The sequence below is a fragment of the Nonomuraea sp. NPDC050556 genome (assembly GCF_044457355.1).
Taxonomy (GTDB): domain Bacteria; phylum Actinomycetota; class Actinomycetes; order Streptosporangiales; family Streptosporangiaceae; genus Nonomuraea.
Map to the genome: position 1 here is coordinate 513,366 of NZ_JBITGU010000005.1, position 15,310 is coordinate 528,675.

Annotated in this window: 17 protein-coding genes and 1 tRNA gene; 11 read left to right on the plus strand and 7 right to left on the minus strand. The window is 69.8% G+C overall.

The window, feature by feature from the left end; genetic code table 11:
- Nucleotides 1–62 precede the first annotated feature (62 nt).
- Together ACIBG8_RS44805 and ACIBG8_RS44810 are read right to left on the minus strand one after the other, a co-directional pair.
- Nucleotides 63–704: a response regulator gene (locus ACIBG8_RS44805; protein ID WP_397349377.1), complete on the minus strand. Its 642-nt coding sequence runs from the start codon at nucleotides 702–704 to the stop codon at nucleotides 63–65.
- Nucleotides 695–1,834, minus strand: a complete 1,140-nt coding sequence (locus tag ACIBG8_RS44810) for a sensor histidine kinase (protein ID WP_397349378.1) — start codon at nucleotides 1,832–1,834, stop codon at nucleotides 695–697. Before ACIBG8_RS44810 ends, ACIBG8_RS44805 begins: the two co-directional genes overlap by 10 nt.
- Nucleotides 1,835–2,438: 604 nt before the next feature.
- On the opposite strand from ACIBG8_RS44810, the gene ACIBG8_RS44815 reads away from it, so the two are divergent.
- From ACIBG8_RS44815 to ACIBG8_RS44835, 5 genes are all read left to right on the plus strand, one after another.
- The gene (locus ACIBG8_RS44815) at nucleotides 2,439–2,558 is read left to right on the plus strand and encodes a DLW-39 family protein (RefSeq protein ID WP_397349379.1); all 120 of its coding nucleotides are present in this window, start codon (nucleotides 2,439–2,441) and stop codon (nucleotides 2,556–2,558) included.
- Between the two features lie 19 nt (nucleotides 2,559–2,577).
- The gene (locus ACIBG8_RS44820) at nucleotides 2,578–3,294 is read left to right on the plus strand and encodes an HAD-IA family hydrolase (RefSeq protein ID WP_397349380.1); all 717 of its coding nucleotides are present in this window, start codon (nucleotides 2,578–2,580) and stop codon (nucleotides 3,292–3,294) included.
- Nucleotides 3,295–3,311: 17 nt separating this feature from the next.
- Nucleotides 3,312–3,384 (plus strand) — tRNA-Ala (locus tag ACIBG8_RS44825).
- Nucleotides 3,385–3,499: 115 nt separating this feature from the next.
- Nucleotides 3,500–3,763: a hypothetical protein gene (locus tag ACIBG8_RS44830; protein ID WP_397349381.1), complete on the plus strand. Its 264-nt coding sequence runs from the start codon at nucleotides 3,500–3,502 to the stop codon at nucleotides 3,761–3,763.
- A gap of 91 nt (nucleotides 3,764–3,854) precedes the next feature.
- On the plus strand, nucleotides 3,855–4,610 hold the full coding sequence (locus tag ACIBG8_RS44835) for a PASTA domain-containing protein (RefSeq protein WP_397349382.1): 756 nt from the start codon (nucleotides 3,855–3,857) through the stop codon (nucleotides 4,608–4,610).
- Here ACIBG8_RS44835 and ACIBG8_RS44840 read toward each other — a convergent pair.
- On the minus strand, nucleotides 4,603–5,205 hold the full coding sequence (locus tag ACIBG8_RS44840) for a TetR/AcrR family transcriptional regulator (protein ID WP_397349383.1): 603 nt from the start codon (nucleotides 5,203–5,205) through the stop codon (nucleotides 4,603–4,605). The genes ACIBG8_RS44835 and ACIBG8_RS44840 overlap by 8 nt on opposite strands.
- Nucleotides 5,206–5,275: 70 nt before the next feature.
- Between ACIBG8_RS44840 and ACIBG8_RS44845 the strand changes: the two genes are divergently transcribed.
- Nucleotides 5,276–6,373: an FAD-dependent monooxygenase gene (locus tag ACIBG8_RS44845; protein ID WP_397349384.1), complete on the plus strand. Its 1,098-nt coding sequence runs from the start codon at nucleotides 5,276–5,278 to the stop codon at nucleotides 6,371–6,373.
- Here ACIBG8_RS44845 and ACIBG8_RS44850 read toward each other — a convergent pair.
- Nucleotides 6,354–6,833, minus strand: a complete 480-nt coding sequence (locus tag ACIBG8_RS44850; RefSeq protein ID WP_397349385.1) for a DM9 repeat-containing protein — start codon at nucleotides 6,831–6,833, stop codon at nucleotides 6,354–6,356. The two genes, ACIBG8_RS44845 and ACIBG8_RS44850, sit on opposite strands and share 20 nt — an antisense overlap.
- A 122-nt stretch (nucleotides 6,834–6,955) precedes the next feature.
- Here ACIBG8_RS44850 and ACIBG8_RS44855 point away from each other — a divergent pair, with 122 nt between their 5' ends.
- The 4 genes from ACIBG8_RS44855 to ACIBG8_RS44870 are packed head-to-tail and all read left to right on the plus strand — an operon-like array spanning nucleotide 6,956 to nucleotide 11,656.
- Nucleotides 6,956–8,296, plus strand: coding sequence for an MFS transporter (locus tag ACIBG8_RS44855; RefSeq protein WP_397349386.1), 1,341 nt, complete (start codon nucleotides 6,956–6,958; stop codon nucleotides 8,294–8,296).
- A 47-nt stretch (nucleotides 8,297–8,343) separates the two neighbouring features.
- The gene (locus ACIBG8_RS44860; protein ID WP_397349387.1) at nucleotides 8,344–8,556 is read left to right on the plus strand and encodes a heavy-metal-associated domain-containing protein; all 213 of its coding nucleotides are present in this window, start codon (nucleotides 8,344–8,346) and stop codon (nucleotides 8,554–8,556) included.
- The gene (locus ACIBG8_RS44865; protein ID WP_397349388.1) at nucleotides 8,553–9,452 is read left to right on the plus strand and encodes a hypothetical protein; all 900 of its coding nucleotides are present in this window, start codon (nucleotides 8,553–8,555) and stop codon (nucleotides 9,450–9,452) included. The genes ACIBG8_RS44860 and ACIBG8_RS44865 overlap by 4 nt, the downstream gene beginning before the upstream one ends.
- A gap of 23 nt (nucleotides 9,453–9,475) precedes the next feature.
- Entirely contained in the window at nucleotides 9,476–11,656 is a 2,181-nt protein-coding gene (locus ACIBG8_RS44870) for a heavy metal translocating P-type ATPase (RefSeq protein WP_397349389.1), read from the plus strand.
- On the opposite strand, the gene ACIBG8_RS44875 is transcribed toward ACIBG8_RS44870, so the two are convergent.
- Both ACIBG8_RS44875 and ACIBG8_RS44880 read right to left on the minus strand, forming a co-directional pair.
- The gene (locus tag ACIBG8_RS44875) at nucleotides 11,639–12,808 is read right to left on the minus strand and encodes an MFS transporter (protein ID WP_397349390.1); all 1,170 of its coding nucleotides are present in this window, start codon (nucleotides 12,806–12,808) and stop codon (nucleotides 11,639–11,641) included. The genes ACIBG8_RS44870 and ACIBG8_RS44875 overlap by 18 nt on opposite strands.
- Complete coding sequence (locus ACIBG8_RS44880) at nucleotides 12,805–13,263, minus strand: carboxymuconolactone decarboxylase family protein (protein WP_397349391.1); 459 nt, start codon at nucleotides 13,261–13,263, stop codon at nucleotides 12,805–12,807. The genes ACIBG8_RS44875 and ACIBG8_RS44880 overlap by 4 nt, the downstream gene beginning before the upstream one ends.
- Nucleotides 13,264–13,331: 68 nt before the next feature.
- Between ACIBG8_RS44880 and ACIBG8_RS44885 the strand changes: the two genes are divergently transcribed.
- Nucleotides 13,332–14,717 carry a PLP-dependent aminotransferase family protein gene (locus tag ACIBG8_RS44885; RefSeq protein WP_397349392.1) on the plus strand — a complete coding sequence of 462 codons (1,386 nt, stop codon included), beginning with the start codon at nucleotides 13,332–13,334 and terminating at the stop codon, nucleotides 14,715–14,717.
- On the opposite strand, the gene ACIBG8_RS44890 is transcribed toward ACIBG8_RS44885, so the two are convergent.
- A complete protein-coding gene (locus tag ACIBG8_RS44890) occupies nucleotides 14,680–15,192 on the minus strand; it encodes a universal stress protein (RefSeq protein ID WP_397349393.1) in 513 nt (170 codons plus the stop codon). The genes ACIBG8_RS44885 and ACIBG8_RS44890 overlap by 38 nt on opposite strands.
- Between the last annotated feature and the right edge of the window lie 118 nt (nucleotides 15,193–15,310).

The window sequence follows — 15,310 nt, forward strand, 5'->3', positions numbered from 1 at the left end:
GGCGATCCTAAAAGCGAGTGCGGGGCTGGTTGGGCGGGTCTGCTCGCCGTACGAGGGTCATGTCAGCTCCTCAGGTAGGCGAGAACGGCCAGGACGCGGCGGTGGCTGTCGGCGGCGGGTGGGAGGTCGAGCTTGGTGAAGATGCTGGCGATGTGCTTGGAGACGGCCGCCTCGGTGACGACGAGCTCGGCGGCGACCGACGCGTTGGACCTGCCCTGGGCGATCTGCGACAGCACCTCGAGCTCCCTCGGCGTCAGTCGCCGCAGCGGGTCGCGCCGCCTGCTGAGGAGCTGGCGGACCACCTCGTGGTCGACGACCGTGCCACCCGCGGCGACCCTGGTGAGCGCGTCGACGAACTCCGTCACCTCGCCGACGCGGTCCTTCAGCAGGTAGCCGACGCCCGCGCCGCCGGCCGAGTCGAGCAGCTCGGCGGCGTAGGTCTGCTCGACGTATTGGCTCAGCACGAGCACCGCCAGGCGCGGATCGGCCCTCCTGAGCTCCAGGGCGGCCTTGAGTCCCTCGTCGGAGAAGCCAGGCGGCATGCGGACGTCGGTGACCACGATGTCCGGCCCGTGCGCCTCGACGGCCTGGACGAGCGCGGGCGCGTCGCCGACGGCGGCCACGACCGTGTGGCCGAACCGCTCGATCAGCCCCACCAGCCCCTCGCGCAGGAGGACGGTGTCCTCGGCGATGACTACGCGCACGGAATCTCCACTCGCACCAGGGTCGGCCCGCCTGCCGGGCTGGACACGGACAGTCTGCCGTTCACGACCGACAACCGATCGGCCAGGCCCACCAGTCCCGTGCCGCCCGCGGGGTCGGCGCCTCCGACGCCGTCGTCCCGCACCTCGATCACGAGTTCTTTCCTGGTGATCTGCCCCTCTATGGAGGCCGTGGTGGCCTGGCTGTGCTTGGCGATGTTGGCGAGCGCTTCGCTGACCGCGTAGAACGCGCTGACCTCGACGGCCTCCTGCAGCCTGGTGTCGATCGGCAGATCCACCGTCACCGGCACCGGCGAGCGGCCGGCCACGTCTCTGACGGCCGCCTCCAGCCCGCGGTCGGTGAGCACGTGCGAGTGCACGCCCCTGATCAGCTCGCGCAGCTCCACGAGCGCCTGCTTGGCCTCGCCGTGCGCTTTCTCCAGCTGTACGGCGAGCTCGGGGGGTGCGTCGAGCCTGGCGAGCCCCAGGGCCATCGACAGCGCCACGAGGCGTTGCTGGGCGCCGTCGTGCAGGTCACGCTCGATCCTGCGCCGCTCGGTCTCGAACGCGTCGACCAGCCTGGCACGGGAGCGCAGCACCTCGTTGAGCTCGGTGTCCCGGGGGACGAGCAGCGCCCTGGTGACCGTTCCGCGCGCCCCTGCCCACGCTGTGACCGTGTAGGCGGCCACGGGCAGCAGCAGGACGCCCACCGCTGTCATGGGGGCCGTCTCGTAGAGCTCACCCGGTTGTACGGCGGGCGAGATCATGAGTACGGCGGGGCCGCCGAGGGTCACGCCGAGCATGAGCAGGTCGATCCACCAGAGCGCCACGAGCGACACGAGGCCGAGGAGGCGCCTGCGCTCCCTGGTCGCCTCTTGTGGGGGTGTCAGGTCGATGAGGCGGAGCCGCCAGAGCTCGAACCTGGCTGCCAGGGGGGCGCAGAGGGCCGCTGTTGCCAGGGCGGTGGCTATGGCGAGGACGACGGAGTCGGCGGCGATCGCTGCGACGAGGACGGCCGGGAGGCAGAGGACGACGCTCGACGCGAGGTAGGCCAGGGACCGCCAGGGCCAGGAGGAGCGCAGGAAGTCGAGCGGGCGGCGGGTGAGGGCCTCTAGCGCGTTTCTGACGGTCACACCCCGATCGTGCCCGGCTGGGTCAGGAGACGGCCACTTGGGGGCTCACCCCTCTTTGTCCCGCGCTCTGCCCCCGATGGCTCTTGTCCTGCCCGCTTAGGCCAATCGCCCCACACTCATCGCCCCTCAGAGGCTCTCGCCCTTCTTCGAGGCCATCGCCCTGTTGGGGGCCCGCCCTGTTGGGGGCCCGCCCTCTTGGGGTCCTCACCTGTTGGGGCCCTTGCTCATGGGCCGCGCACGGTGCCCTTGGCGTCTGGTCAATTGCCACGTGTCTCGTGGGGTCGGTGTGCGGTCACGGGGGCCAGCGTGGCGGCGTCGCGGCGGGTCATGTGTGCGCTCGTCGGCCGTGTCCCTGGAAGGAGCCCGGCCACGGTCGGCGGGTGGGTGTTCCGCGGCTCCGCCGTACAGGATGGATTTTGGCCGACAGCGGACGGCACGCCGTTCTCACCTGCGGGTTGTCGTTCTTTGTCGGAAGGTTCGGCATATCTGGATGCCGCTCAACACGGGGACCACGCCCAACCCTTGCTAGGCTGCTTGTCAACCGTTGGAACCGGGCGTCGTCTCACCCCGGCAGGTGAGACCGTCGAAGAAGTGGGGTCACACCGTGAAGAAGCTGATCGTTCTGGCGCTGCTCGCCCTCGGGGGGTTGCTGATCTGGCGCAAGGTCCAGGCCGACCGCGCCGAGCTTGACCTGTGGACCGAGGCAACCGGCAGCGAAAACTAAAACGGTCCTGGGTGAGGCGATGAGCCCCATCAAGCTGGCTTGCCTGGATCTCGCCGGCACCACGATCGGTGACGTCGCCACGGTGGAACGTGCTTTCGCCGAAGCGATCGCCACACAGGGCATAGTCCCCGGAACCGGGGCGTACGCACGTGCCATGGTGCACGTGCACCGGTTCCGGGGCTGTCCCAAGGTCGAGGTGTTCCGCGGGATCTTCCCAGGCAACGAGGCTCAGGCGCAGGCGGCGAACCTGGCGTTCGAACGCTCCTACGAAGGGGCGATCGGGCGAGCAGGTCTCACTCCTGTGCCCGGGGTCGTGGAGGCCCTGGACAAGCTCGCCGGGTCCGGCGTCAAGATCGCCGTGATTACCGGCTTCAGCCGCGCCACCTTAAGCCGGGTGCTGAGCGTGCTCGGGTGGCACGACAAGATCGACCTCGCCATCTGCCCGGAGGACGCGGGCAGGGGCCGCCCCTGGCCCGACATGGTGCTCCATGCCGTGCTGCGGCTGGGCCTGGAGGACGTGCGCCAGGTCGCCGTGGTGGGCGACACGGAGAGCGACATGCTCTGCGGACGGCGCGCTGGGGCGTCGGTGGTGGCGGGGGTGCTGACGGGGGTTCACAGCCGGGAACGGCTGTTGAAGGGCGGCGCGACCCACATTCTGGACTCGATCGCGGATTTTCCCGGTTTGATCTTGAGTGAGGACCTGGGGACGCACCAGGTAGCCGCGTCGGCCAGGTAAGCTGTCCTTCGTCTGAAGGGGCCTTAGCTCAGTTGGCAGAGCACCTGCCTTGCATGCAGGGGGTCAGGAGTTCGAATCTCCTAGGCTCCACTTCGACAGAGAGCCCCGAGCCGATCACGGTTCGGGGCTTCTGACTGTCATGGACCTCTGGGCTCAGCGTCGCTATGGGATGATCCTCTCCGATTGATCCACCTAAGGACTCGGTATGTCTCCCAAAGCGATCGCGTTCGTCGGCCTTCTGCTGGTCGGATCAGGCGTTCTCGCCGGTCTCATGTCCGTGACTTCAGGCGGCGAGCCGTGCGGTTCGACATTCTTCGAAGCCACCAGCGCCGCAACGGATCAGCTAGCCGGGTGTGACGACGTGCGCAATCTCGTACGAATCCCGGTCACCGTGCTGATCACCATGGGGGCTGTCATGCTGCTGGCTGCCTTCCTGTGGAAGCGACAGATCACGGTGTCGCGGGGATAGGTGCACGGGGCGGAACGGAGTGGATCGGGGTGGAACGCCTCTGCTGGTGGAGGGCTTCGACGATGAGGCCCCTAGCAGGGGAGTAACGCTGATGAACCTGAGACGCGCGATCCGCATCATCGCGGGTCTGGCGCTCGCCATGGCCGGGCTGGTCGGGCTGAGTCAACCCGCCTGGGCCGCCCTGCCGTTCGGGACGCCCACCACGTGTACGTTCCAGACGGTCAACACCAGGAACTACCTGACCGCCGTCGGGGGTGGCGGGCAGACCACGGACGTGATCCACAGCAACGCCACCGTCGCCCGCTCGTGGGAGCGGTTCACGCTCGTCGACGCCGGCGACGGAGTGCACTTCGGGATCAAGACGCTCACCGGGCACTTCCTCACCGCGGTCGGTGGCGGTGGGCGGACCACCGATGTCGTTCACACCAACGCCACCCAGCTCCAGGGCTGGGAGAAGTTCGCGCTGGTTCGGATGGGCGGCGACGGGTTCGCCATCCAGACGATCAACGGCAACTTCCTCACCGCGGTCGGCGGCGGCGGGCGCACCACCGACGTCATCCACTCGGACGCGACGATCGCCAGGTCGTGGGAGCTGTTCATCGTGCAGTGCGGCGTGGTCGTGGTGCCCAACGTGCGGGGCTTCGACGACGCGAGTGCGCGGAACACCATCACCAACGCCGGTCTGACGGTCGGTTCCGTGACCTTCGACAACACCTGCATCGACGTGTTCGGCACCGTGCTGTTCACCAGCCCCAGCGGCGGCTCGACGGTTCAGCCGGGCTCGGCGGTGAACCTCAGGGAGTCGAGCGGCGTGGACAGTAGCGGCAGACCCTGCATCATCAAGTGACCGTCGAAGGGGCAGGGCGACCGCTGTCGTCCTGCCCCTTCACGGGGCGCAGGCCGTCCATGACGACCGTGATGAACGCGTCGGCGAGGCCCTCCGGCGCCGGGTTCGTCCTGGCGATCGCGTAGGCGGCCTGGCCGACCAGGACGCTGGTGACGGCCGGGTCGAGGTCCGTACGGATCACCCCGGCGTCGCGCGCTCCGGTGATCATGTCCTCCACCACCTGGACCAGCCGCCCGCGCAGCGCCGTCGTCGCGGGGAGATCCAGCCCGCCCAGGTGGTCGCTGATGGCGTGGTGCGCGGACTGGAAGGCGATCAGCTCGGCGAGGAAGGTGCGGAGTGCCTGGTCGGGGGCGGCTTCCCTGAGCAGCGCCTCGGCTCGCCGTACGACCGGTTCGAGCAGGCCCGAGACGGCGGCGTCCAGGAGCGGCTCCTTGCCGCCGAATGCGCGCACGACCGTGGCCGCGCCCAGTCCCGCCCGCTTGGCGATGGCCTCGACGGTCAGGGACGCGCCCGGCTCTGCGGTCAGCGCGGTCGCCGCCTCCAACGCGAGCTGTCTGTTGCGTACGGCATCGGCCCGCCGCCCCGGCGTTGACATCTGGAATGCCCCTTCCATATATTCAAGTGGAACGTCCATTTCACTTAACTGTACCGCAAGGGGAACCACGATGAGGATTCTGATCTCGGGGGCGAGCATCGCCGGGCTGACTCTCGCGCACTGGCTGGTCAGGCACGGGTTCCGGCCCACGGTGGTCGAGCGGGCGCCGGGCCTGCGCCCCGGCGGCAATGGAGTCGACGTGAGCGGCCCTGCCATCGACGTCGTCGAGCGGATGGGGATCATGCCGCAGGTGCGGGCCGCGGCCACCGACGTGCGGGGGATGAAGTTCGTCGGCGCCGACGATCGGGCGGTGGCCAGGATCGGCATCGGCGACCCGGGCGCCGTCGAGATCATGCGTGGCGACCTCGTGTCCCTGCTGCACGAGGCCACCGACGTCGAGTACCTCTTCGGCGACTCCATCAGCGACCTGGAACAGGACGCCGACGGCGTGACCGTGAGCTTCGAGCACGCGCGGGCGCGGCGGTTCGACCTCGTGATCGGCGCCGACGGCATGCATTCAACGGTCAGGCGGCTGGCCTTCGGGCCGGAGGAGCGGTTCATCCGGCACCGGGACCACTACTTCGCGTTCGCCAACGCGGACGGCGCGCTCGGCGAGAACCGCTGGGTGACGATGTACAACGAGCCGGGCAAGATGGCCGGCGTCTACCGCTCGGGCAACCACGACCAGGCCAAGGCGTACTTCATCTTCCGCTCGAAGCCGCTGGCCTACGACCACCGGGACGTGGCGCAGCACAAGCGCCTGGTCGAGCAGGCGTTCGGCGACGATCCCCGCTGGCACGTCAAGGAGCTGCTCGCGGGGGCGCTCGCCGATCCCGACTTCTACTTCGACGCGCTCAGCCAGGTGCGGATGGACTCGTGGTCCACCGGGCGGGTGGCGCTGGTCGGCGACGCGGCCTGGTGCGCTTCACCCGCCTCTGGCGCGGGGGCCGAGCTGGCGCTGGTCGGGGCGTACCGGCTGGCCGAAGAGGCGGCCGGGGGCGATCACCAGGTGGCGTTCGCGCGGTACCACGACAGCCACCGCGAGCTCGTGGACAGGAAGCAGAGGATCGGGGTGAACGTCCGGCTCATGGTGCCCAGGACGGCGATCGGGCAGGCGGTCCGTAACACCTTCGCGCGGCTCTTCCCGGTCAGGGGAGCTGCCAGCTGAAGATGGGGTCTCCGTCGATGTACTGACCCGGGCAGAGGACCGCGAACTGGGAGACCCACAGCTCCTCTCCCCCGAAGGGGATGGCGGCGGCGGTCCAGTCGGCGCGCCACTTGCCCGGGTGCCAGCCGCCGTTGTGGTAGCCGCGGGCGGCGTAGAGCGGGGTGCCGTCGGCTTCGCGTCCGCAGATTACGGGCGGGTCGGGGCTGCTTGATGGAACGTTCCAAACTCCGCCCGAATTGTCGCTGAGGCGGCCTACCCAGACTTCGTGGCCGCCGAGCCAGAGCTCCTGCCCGCCGTACGCGATGGCGGCCTTGGACCAGTCGGCGCGGTATTTGCCCAGGTGGACCCCGCCTGCGTAGGCGACCCGGGCTACGTAGAGGAGTTGGTGGTTCGCCTCGAATCCGGCCTGTCGGGCTTCGGTGGGCAGGCCGTTCGCTTGGATGAATCGCGCTGTCACCATTCCAACACTTTCCGCTATCAACACCTCTCACGCAAGAGGGCGTTAGACAAACCCCAGGGGGGTATGTTACGTTCCTCGCCGTCGAGATACCCCATAGGGGTATCCAAGGAAGGGAGAACGTCGTGTCTACCGTCAATCCACGCAGGTGGTGGGCGCTCGCGGTGCTGGCGGCCGCGCAGTTCATGGTGATCATGGACACGTCCATCATCGGCGTAGCACTCCCCGACATGCAGCGCGAGCTCGGCTTCACCGACAGCGGCCTGCAGTGGGTCTTCAACGCCTACGTCGTCGCCTTCGGCGGCCTCCTGCTGCTCGGCGGCCGCCTGTCCGACCTGCTCGGCGCGCGCCGGGTGTTCACCGCCGGATGGGTCGTCCTCACCGCAGGATCGGTGGTCGCGGCCGCCGCGGGCACCGCCTGGGTGGAGATCGCCGGCCGGGCCGTCCAGGGCGTCGGCGGCGCGCTCATCGCGCCGGCCGCCATGACCCTGCTGATGATGTTGTTCGGCCACAACCCCCGCGAACTGGGCAAGGCCATGTCCCTGTACGGCGCGGCCGCCCCGGCGGGCGGTACGGCGGGCGTGTTCCTCGGCGGCGTCATCACCGAGTACCTGAGCTGGCCCTGGGTCTTCATCATCTACATCCCGATCGGCCTGGCGACGCTGGCGGCCATCCCCGCCCTGCTGCCCAAGGTCGAGGGCAAGCGCGGCTCCGTCGACTGGTTCGGCGCCATCACCGTCACGGCGGGCATCGCCCTGGCCGTCTACGCCATCGTCACCGCCAACTGGATCGCCGGCGCCGGCGCGGCCGTGCTGCTGGTGGCCTTCCTGCTGATCCAGCGTTCCGTCCGCGATCCGCTGATGCCGCTGGCGATCTGGAAGACCCCTGGGCTGGGCGCGGCCAACCTGGCCATGGCGCTGCTGGGCGCCGCGTGGATCCCGATGTGGTACTTCCTCAACCTCTACCTGCAGCAGGACCTCGGGTACGGGTCGTTCGCCTCCGGCGCCGCGCTGCTGCCGATGACGGTCGCGGTCATGATCTTCATGGTGGGGATCACGGCTCGGCTGCTCGGACGGCTGGGCGCCAAGCCGCTCATCGTGGCCGGCCTCGCCGTACTGGCTGTGGGGATCGCGGGTCTGAGCCTGGTCGGGGCGGACGGGTCGTTCGTCACCAACGTCCTCCCGGCGAGCCTGATCGCGGCGGTCGGCATGTCCCTGGCGTACATCCCGGCAATGATGTCGGCGATGTCCGGGGTGCGCCCCGAGGAGGCCGGGCTGGCTTCCGGGATCGTGAACACCACCTACAACGTGGGCTCGGCGCTGGGGCTGGCCGTGATGACGGCGATCGCCACCGGGCAGGGCTCCGAGCAGGCGGCGTTTGTGGGGGCCGCGGTCGTGGCGGCGGTCGGCGCGCTGAGCGCCGCGGGATTCATGCGGAAGAAGAAGGCTGTCGCTGAAATACCCTAGGGGGGTACCGTGTTATGCTGAATGCACCTGATGAGAAGGAGAGAGACATGACCACCGCTACTTACACCGTCAAGGGCATGACTTGCGGCCACTGCGTGAGCTCGGTCAAGGAGGAGGTCGGCGAGGTGGCCGGAGTCACCGGCGTCGAGGTCGACCTCACCTCCGGACTGCTGACAGTGAGCAGCGAGGCCCCGATCGACGCGGCCGCGATCACCAAGGCCGTCGAAGAGGCGGGATACGAAGTGGCAGGGCAGTCATGAACACGGCGGCCAAGCTCGGCGCGTACGCGCTTGGCCTTGCCGTGGTCTTCGGCGGCACGCTGGGCCTGGGCAGGGCGGTGGGGTCGGAGATCCCCGCGGCCCAGGCCCCCGCTGCCCACGGCGAGGCCCACGAGACGCAACCAGTGGCGAAGAGTGACACCCCCGGGGGGCTTCAAGTGTCGGAGAACGGTTACACCCTCAACCCGCTGACCTCGGCGATCAAGCCGGGCCAGCCGACGGACTTCCAGTTCACCGTGACCGGGCCCGACGGCAAGCCGGTGACCGACTTCCAGGTGCAACACGACAAGAAACTGCACTTCATCGTGGTCTCCCGCGATCTGACCAGCTTCCAGCACCTGCACCCGGTCGAGTCGGCCGACGGGGTGTGGACGGTGAAGCTGACCGTGCCGCAGGCCGGCGACTACCGGGCCTTCGCCGACTTCGCCCCCACCGGTGGCACCGGGTTGACGCTGGGCGCGGACCTGTTCGCGGCGGGCGACTTCCAGCCCAAGCCGCTCCCCCAGGTCAGCCGCAGCTCCACGATCGACGGTTACACGGTGACCCTGGACGGGGACCTGGTTCCCGGTCAGGCGAGCAAGCTGACGTTGAGCGTGGCCAAGGACGGCAAGCCGGTCACCGATCTGCAGCCCTACCTGGGCGCGTTCGGCCACCTGGTCGCGCTGCGCGCCGGGGACCTGGCCTACCTGCACGTGCACCCCGAGGAGAGCACGAAGGCGGGGCCGGAGATCGTGTTCTACGCCCAGGTACCCTCACGCGGGGACTACCGCCTGTTCCTGGACTTCCAGCACGGCGACAAGGTCCGCACCGCAGACTTCACCGCAAAAGCCGATAAAGACGGACACGGGGCGGCGCCAGAAGCGCCGCACGGTCACTGATACACCTGAAAGGGGGAATGGTGATGGCCTCCCAGACTGAACTCTCGATCGGTGGCATGACCTGCGCGTCATGCGCCAACCGCATCGAACGCAAGCTGAACAAGATGGACGGAGTGACCGCCACGGTCAACTACGCCACGGAGAAGGCCAAGGTCACCTTCCCCGACGGCATCGACCCCCAGCTGCTGATCGCCGAGGTGGAGAAGGCCGGTTACACGGCGGCGCTCCCCAAGGAGGAAAAGGAGCAGGAGGAGCAGGACGAGCTGCAGCCCCTCCGGGCCCGGTTGATCACCTCGGTGGTGCTGGCGGTGCCGGTGATCGCGATGGCGATGATCCCGGCGCTGCAGTTCACCAACTGGCAGTGGCTGTCCCTGACGCTGGCCGCCCCGGTCGTCGTCTACGCGGGCTGGCCCTTCCACAAGGCGGCCTGGACCAACCTGCGCCATGGCGCGGCCACCATGGACACGCTGGTCTCCATCGGCACCATCGCCGCGCTGGCCTGGTCGCTGTGGGCGCTGTTCTTCGGTACGGCGGGCACTCCGGGCATGACCCACCCGTTCGAGTTCACCATCGCCCGCACCGACGGCTCGGCCAACATCTACCTCGAAGCCGCCGCAGGCGTGACGGCGTTCATCCTGGCCGGGCGCTACTTCGAGGCCCGCTCCAAGCGCCGTGCGGGAGCCGCCCTGCGCGCCCTGCTGGAGCTGGGCGCCAAGGAGGTCGAGCTCGCCGACGGCCGCCGCATCCCCACCGACCAGCTGAAGGTCGGCGACACCTTCATCGTCCGGCCCGGCGAGAAGATCGCCACCGACGGCGTCATCGAGGAGGGCACGTCAGCGGTCGACGCCTCCATGCTCACCGGCGAGTCCGTGCCGGTGGAGGTCAAGCCTGGCGACGGCGTCACCGGGGCGACGGTCAACGCGGGCGGCCGCCTGATCGTGAAGGCGACCCGGGTCGGCTCCGACACCCAGCTGGCCCAGATGGCCAAGCTGGTCGAGGACGCCCAGACCGGCAAGGCGCAGGTGCAACGCCTGGCCGACCGCATCTCCGGCATCTTCGTGCCGATCGTGATCGCGCTGGCCGTGGGCACGCTGGGCTTCTGGCTGGGCACCGGCAACGGTGTGGGCGCTGCGTTCACCGCTGCGGTAGCCGTACTGATCATCGCCTGCCCCTGCGCGCTGGGCCTGGCCACCCCGACCGCGTTGCTGGTCGGCACCGGCCGCGGCGCCCAGCTCGGCATCCTGATCAAGGGCCCCGAGGTGCTGGAGTCCACCCGCAGGATCGACACGATCGTGCTGGACAAGACCGGCACCGTCACTGAGGGCAAGATGACCCTCACCGACGTGCACCTGGCCGAGGGCGAGAACCGCGAGGAAGTGCTGCTGCTGGCTGGAGCGCTGGAGCACGCCTCCGAGCACCCGATCGCCCAGGCCATCGCCAAGGCGGCGGCGTCGACCGCGACGGTCGAGGACTTCGCCAACGTCGAAGGACTCGGCGTGCAGGGCATCGTGGACGGCCACGCGGTCCTGGTCGGGCGGCCCAAGCTCCTTGAGGAGTGGTCGCAGCACCTGCCGGAGAACCTGAAGAACGCCCTCACGACCGAGCAGGACGCGGGCCGTACCGCGGTCGCCGTTGGGTGGGACGGCAAGGCGCGCGCGGTGCTGGTGGTCGCCGACACCGTCAAGCCCACCAGCAAGGAAGCCATCGCTCAGCTCAGGAAGCTGGGTCTGACCCCGGTGCTGCTCACCGGCGACAACGAGGCCGTCGCCAGGACCGTCGCCGCAGAGGTCGGCATCGACCAGGTGATCGCCGAGGTGCTGCCCGCCGACAAGGTCGACGTGGTCAAGAAGCTCCAGGCCGAGGGCAAGAGCGTGGCCATGGTCGGGGACGGCGTCAACGACGCCGCCGCCCTCGCCCAGGCCGACCTCGGCCTGGCCATGGGCACGGGGACGGACGCCGCCATCGAGGCCTCCGACCTCACCCTGGTCAGAGGCGACCTGCGGGTGGCGGCCGACGCCATCAGGCTGTCGCGCAGGACCCTCAGCACCATCAAGGGCAACCTGTTCTGGGCCTTCGCCTACAACGTGGCCGCCCTGCCCCTGGCCGCCCTCGGCCTGCTCAACCCCATGATCGCCGGAGCGGCCATGGCCTTCTCCAGCGTCTTCGTGGTCAGCAACAGCCTGCGCCTACGCCGCTTCAAGTAGCCGCGCACGCGACGCCCAGCGGACGGCGGGCCCCATCAGGGCGCCCGCCGCCGCGAACATCCCACCCAGGACCAGCCACCCACCGGTCCCCCAGCCCAGGATCAGCCCGGTGAGCAACACCGGCCCGGCCATCCTGGCGATCGTCGTGCTGGTGCCGAAGAACCCCTGGTACTGCCCCTGCTTGTCGGCCGGAGCCAGCCCGAAGCTGATCTCCCACGACGCGGAGGCGAGCATCATCTCCCCGATCACCTGCAGGACGGCGGCGGCGAGGATGATCCAGGCCGTGGTGCCCCAGGAGAACACCAGGCACGAGGCGAACAGCACACCCCCGGCCAGCAACATGATCCGCGAGGCCGAGGCCAGGTCGCGCACCCATCCGGCCACCCGCACCTGGAACAGCACCACGCTCAGCGTGTTGACCACGAGCACGGCGGAGACCGTCCAGGCGGGCGCGTCGGTGCGCTCCACGATCCACAGCGGCAGGACCAGGCTGATCAACGGCCGGTAGAAGAGCATCACGGTGTTGAGCATGGTGATCACCACGTAGGGCCGGTCACGCAGCACGGCCAGCTTGGGCTCACCCTTGACCGAGGAAACGGCCGCCACGGTCGGCAGCGCCAGCAGCACGAAGGCCGCGATCACGTAGCTGGCCGCGTCCATCCCCAGCACGGCCAGATACGAGAACGGCGTGTCGAAGTACAGCGCCAGGCCGCCGAGCCCGGCGCCGACCGCCAGGCCCGCGTTCCCCGTCGACTGGAGTACGGCACGCACCCGCGTACGCTCGCCCGGCTGCACCAGGCCAGCGAGCAGCGCCTGCTGCGCGGCGGTCAGCCCGCTCTGCGCGCTCGCGTAGAGGCACACGGCCAGCAGGAACAGCGGGAACGAGCGGACCACGAGAAATGAGCCCACGCCGGCAGCCGTGGCCAGGGCGAGCAGCACCGCGACCCCGCGCGGCCCACGCCGGTCGGCCAGGTGCCCGAGCGGGACGCCGAGCACCGTGCCGACCGCCCAGCCGATGGTCAGACCGAGCCCGATCTCGGTGGGTGACAGCCCGACCACCCTGGTGAAGTACAGGGTGGAGGTGACGATGTAGGCGCCGTCGCCGATCGCGTTCGTCAGCTGGGCCAGGGTGAGGGCGCGGCGCGGGTTCATCCCTTGAACGACTCTGGGGTCATGCGGGTGGCCACGCCGATGCGGTTCCAGGCGTTGATGGTGGCGATGGCCACGACGAGGGCCGCGAGGTCCTCCTGCGAGAAGTGCCTGGCCGCCTCCTGCCACACGGCGTCCGGCACCCGGTCGCCGCCCTCGCTGAGCCTGGTGGCCGACTCGGTCAGAGCCAGCGCCGCCCGCTCCTGCTCGGTGAAGGCGGGCGACTCAGCCCAGGCCGCGACCTGGAAGACCCGCTCGTCCCGCTCGCCGCCCTTGATCGCGTCGAAGCTGTGCAGGTCGACGCAGTAGGCGCAGCCGTTGATCTGGCTGGCGCGGAGCTTGATGAGTTCGAGCAGCGGCTTGGGCAGCCCGCTGTGCCGGACCGCGCGGTCCAGGCCTGCCATCGCTTTGTACGCTTCTGGTATCAATGAGCCGAGTTCCATGCGTTCTGTCGTCATGTACGCCAATCTAGGCCCTGGCTTGGCTGGTTGTAAGTTCCAATTTCCCAGGAAATAATTGGGCCAAGATGGACGTGCACATCAGCCTCGAAGGCCGCGGTGACCTGGGCGCCCGCATCTACCGGCAGCTCCGCGACGCCATCCTCGACGGCAGGCTCAGGAACGGCGAACGGCTGCCGCCGACGCGCGAGCTGGCCCAGCGGCTCGACGTGTCGCGCAACACCGTCGCCGTCGCCTACGACCGGCTGGTCGCCGACGGGTTCCTGGAGGGCAGGGCGGGCGCGGGCACGTTCGTCTGCGCCGACCTGGTCAACACCAGGAAACGCAGCGCTCCGCGGGGCGGGGTGCGGCCGAGAGCGCTGTGGGCCACGATCCCCGCGCTGGTCAGCGCCTGGCCGAGCCCGCCCGCCTACGACTTCCGGGTCGGCACGCCGGACACGGAGCTGTTCCCCGAGGCGACCTGGCGCAGGCTCGTGGCCAGGGAGCTGCGGGCGCGGCTGGGCGTCTACGGCGACCCCGCAGGGCACGCCGACCTGCGCGCCGCCATCGCCCGCTATTTCGGGATCTCACGCGCGGTGCGGGCTGCGGCCTCCGACGTGCTGGTCACGCACGGGGCGCAGCAGGCGCTCGACCTGATCGGCCGGGTGCTGATCGAGCCGGGCGACTGCGTGGCCGTCGAGGAGCCCGGCTACTCGCCGGCCAGGCGCCTGTTCCAGTCGCTCGGCGCCAACGTCACCGGGGTGCCGGTGGACGCCGAGGGGCTCGATGTGACGGCGATCCCCAAGGAGGCCAGGCTCGTCTACGTCACGCCGTCGCACCAGTTCCCGCTGGGCACGCCGATGTCGCTGGCCCGCCGTACGGCACTGCTGGAATGGGCGGAGCGGCGCGACGCCGTCATCATCGAGGACGACTACGACAGCGAGTTCCGCTTCGAGGACCGGCCGCTGGAGCCGCTGCAGAGCCTCGACCGCAGCGGCCGCGTCATCTACGTCGGCTCCTTCTCCAAGACGCTGCTGCCCTCGCTGCGCCTGGGCTTCCTGGTCGCGCCCGCCTCGCTGCAGGAGGCGCTGAGCACGGCCAAGCAGCTCACCGACTGGCACGGCGAGCCCGCCTCGCAGGCGGCGCTGGCCAGGTTCATCGACGAGGGCCTGCTGGCCAGGCACGTGCGCAAGGCCACCAAGGTGTACGGCGCGCGCCACGCGGCCATCGTGGACGGCCTGGAGGGGCTCGTCCCCTCGGCGGCCGGGCTGCACGTGTGCGTGATGCGCGACGACGTCGACCACGCGGCGCTGCGCGCCGCCGGGGTGGCCGTCGAGCCGCTGGAGAGCTACTACGCCGGGCCTCCGGACAGGAAGGGCCTGGTGCTCGGCTACGGCCGCATCCCCCTGGAGCGCATCCGTGAGGGCCTGCGGCTGCTCACTCGGTCCACCACAGGCGGCGCGAGCGCTCGGTAGCGAGCTGCTCCTCCGTCGGGCTCACCGGCAGCCGCACCAGGACCACGGTCGCCTCCGCGTGCCGCGCGCAGTACATGCTGGTCGAGGGCAGCAGCATGCGGCTGAGCAGACTGCGCCGGCTGCGGCCGAGCACGAGCAGGTCGATCTCGCGGGCGAGCTGTACGAGGTGGTAGCCGGGCTCGCCGAGCCTGGTCGCGACGGTGAGCCTGAGATCGTCAGGCACGCCGCCGGCCACCTCCTCGAACGCCTGGGCGACGAGGTCGGAGCTCCGGTCCTGCTCGTCGAGCCTGGCCGCGTGGTTGACCGGCAACGTCTCCGAGAAGGGGTGGATGGGCGCCCTGCTGACGTGGACGGCGACCAGCGCCATCCGTCTCAGCCGGGCAGCGCCGATGGCCCACGCCAGCGCCCATCGCGCTGCCGGAGACTCGTCGACGCCCACGATCACGCGCGGTCCGCTGGGCAGATCCTCATCCACGGCGTCCTCCTGCCAAGAGGTGCCTGTCAATAATCACGCTAGAGGGGTGCCTGTCGCCAGGCGTAGCATGCGGGAGTGCCAGTGGAACGCGGGTGGGTCCACCCCCGTCCCGCCCTCG